This window comes from Micromonospora globispora, from assembly GCF_003857015.1.
Taxonomy (GTDB): domain Bacteria; phylum Actinomycetota; class Actinomycetes; order Mycobacteriales; family Micromonosporaceae; genus Micromonospora; species Micromonospora globispora.
The window spans coordinates 1-1706 of record NZ_QGGF01000685.1 but is presented as its reverse complement, the minus strand read 5'-3'; the positions used below and the strand labels follow the sequence as shown (position 1 = coordinate 1706).

The 1706-nt window shown below is 73.2% G+C and carries 2 protein-coding genes; both read left to right on the top strand.

Translation table 11 applies throughout. The features are described 5' to 3' along the window. On the top strand, nucleotides 1-388 hold a 388-nt coding region (locus DKL51_RS32055), incomplete at its 5' end, for a QcrA and Rieske domain-containing protein (RefSeq protein ID WP_221623274.1). After that, nucleotides 385-1706: cytochrome bc1 complex cytochrome b subunit (gene qcrB, locus DKL51_RS32050; protein WP_207786348.1), on the top strand; the 1322-nt coding region annotated here is incomplete at its 3' end. The genes DKL51_RS32055 and qcrB, both read left to right, overlap by 4 nt.

Below are 1706 nucleotides of genomic sequence, written 5' to 3'. Positions count from 1 at the left end.
ACGCGGGCGCGTCCCCGCCGAGACGATGGTCGGGGTCTTCCCCGAGGGCAACGTGGACGCCGGGGACGCGCCCGCGTTCGCCGTCCGGCTCGACCCGGGCCGCTTCTCCCGGCCGCCCGCCGGCGGTCAGCTCGACGGGCTGGCCGTCTGGTCGCTGCTCTGCACGCACGCCGGCTGCCCGGTCCGGCTCTACCTGAAGGGCACCGGGCGGGTGCTCTGCCCCTGCCACCAGTCCTCGTTCGACCTGCTGGCGGGCGCCCGGCCGATCGCCGGTCCGGCGGCCCGGCCGCTGCCCGGCCTGCCGATCGAGGTCGGCCCGGACGGCTTCCTGCGGGCGACCGGCGATTTCACCGCCCCGCCGGGCGCCGGATTCTGGAGCCGGCCGTGATCACCGACCGGCTGGCCCGGGCGCTGGACGACCGGCTCCGGCTCTCGCCGATCACCCGACGGGCGCTGGCGAAGGTCTTCCCCGACCACTGGTCCTTCATGCTGGGCGAGATCGCGCTCTACTCGTTCGTTGCGCTCATCCTCACCGGCGTCTACCTGACGTTCTTCTTCGACGCCAGCTCCGGCGACCGGGTCTACCGGGGCGGGTACGCCCCGCTGGACGGCACCACCACCTCCGCCGCGTACGCCTCGGTGGTGCGGTTGAGCTGGGACGTCCGGGCCGGCCTACTGATCCGGCAGGCCCACCATTGGGCGGCGGTGGTCTTCGTCGCGGCGATCGTGCTGCACCTGTCGCGGATCTTCTTCACCGGCGCCTTCCGCCGGCCCCGGGAGCTGAACTGGCTGATCGGGGTCACCATGCTGACCCTCGCCCTGGCCAACGGGTTCACCGGCTACTCCATGCCGGACGACCTGCTCTCCGGGCTGGGTCTGCGGATCCTCACGTCGGTGGTGGAGTCGGTCCCGCTGGTCGGCACCTGGCTGGTGTCGCTGGGGCTGGGCGGGGAGTTCCCCTCCGACGAGATGATTCCGCGGCTGTTCATCACCCACGTGCTGCTGGTGCCCGCCCTGCTCGTCGCGCTGGTGTCGCTGCACCTGACCATCCTGGTGCGGCAGAAGCACTCGCAGTTCCGCGGGCCGGGGCGGACCGAGCACAACGTGGTCGGCTCGCGCCTGTGGCCGAGCTACGCCCTGCGCTCGCTGGCCCTCTTCTCCTGGGTGCTGGCGGTGCTCTTCGCCCTCGGTGGCCTGGTCCAGATCAACCCGGTCTGGCTGTACGGCCCGTTCGCACCGGCCCAGTCGACCTCGCCGGCCCAGCCCGACTGGTACGTGGCCTGGGGCGACGGTGCCCTGCGACTCTTCCCGCCGTGGGAGTTCCGCATCGCCGGGTACCTGGTGCCGGCGCCGTTCTTCCCCGGCGTGGTGCTCGGCGGGTTGACCTTCCTCGCCCTCTACGCGTGGCCGTTCGCGGAGCGGCTGCGGACGCGCGACCGCCGGCCGCATCACCTGCTGGACCGGCCCCGTGACCATCCGGTCCGCCTGTCGGTCGGCGTGGCCGCGCTGACCTTCTACGCGGTGCTGGTGGTGGCGGCCGGTGACGACATCATCGCCCGGCTGCTGCGGCTGCCGGTCTACGACGTGCTGGCGGTGCTGCGGGTGCTGCTGTTCGTCCTGCCGGTCCTGGCCGGGGCGCTCGCCTTCCTGGTGGCCCGAGCCCTGCGGCGCAATGACGCGGCCGGGATCGGTGGGCTGACCCGGGC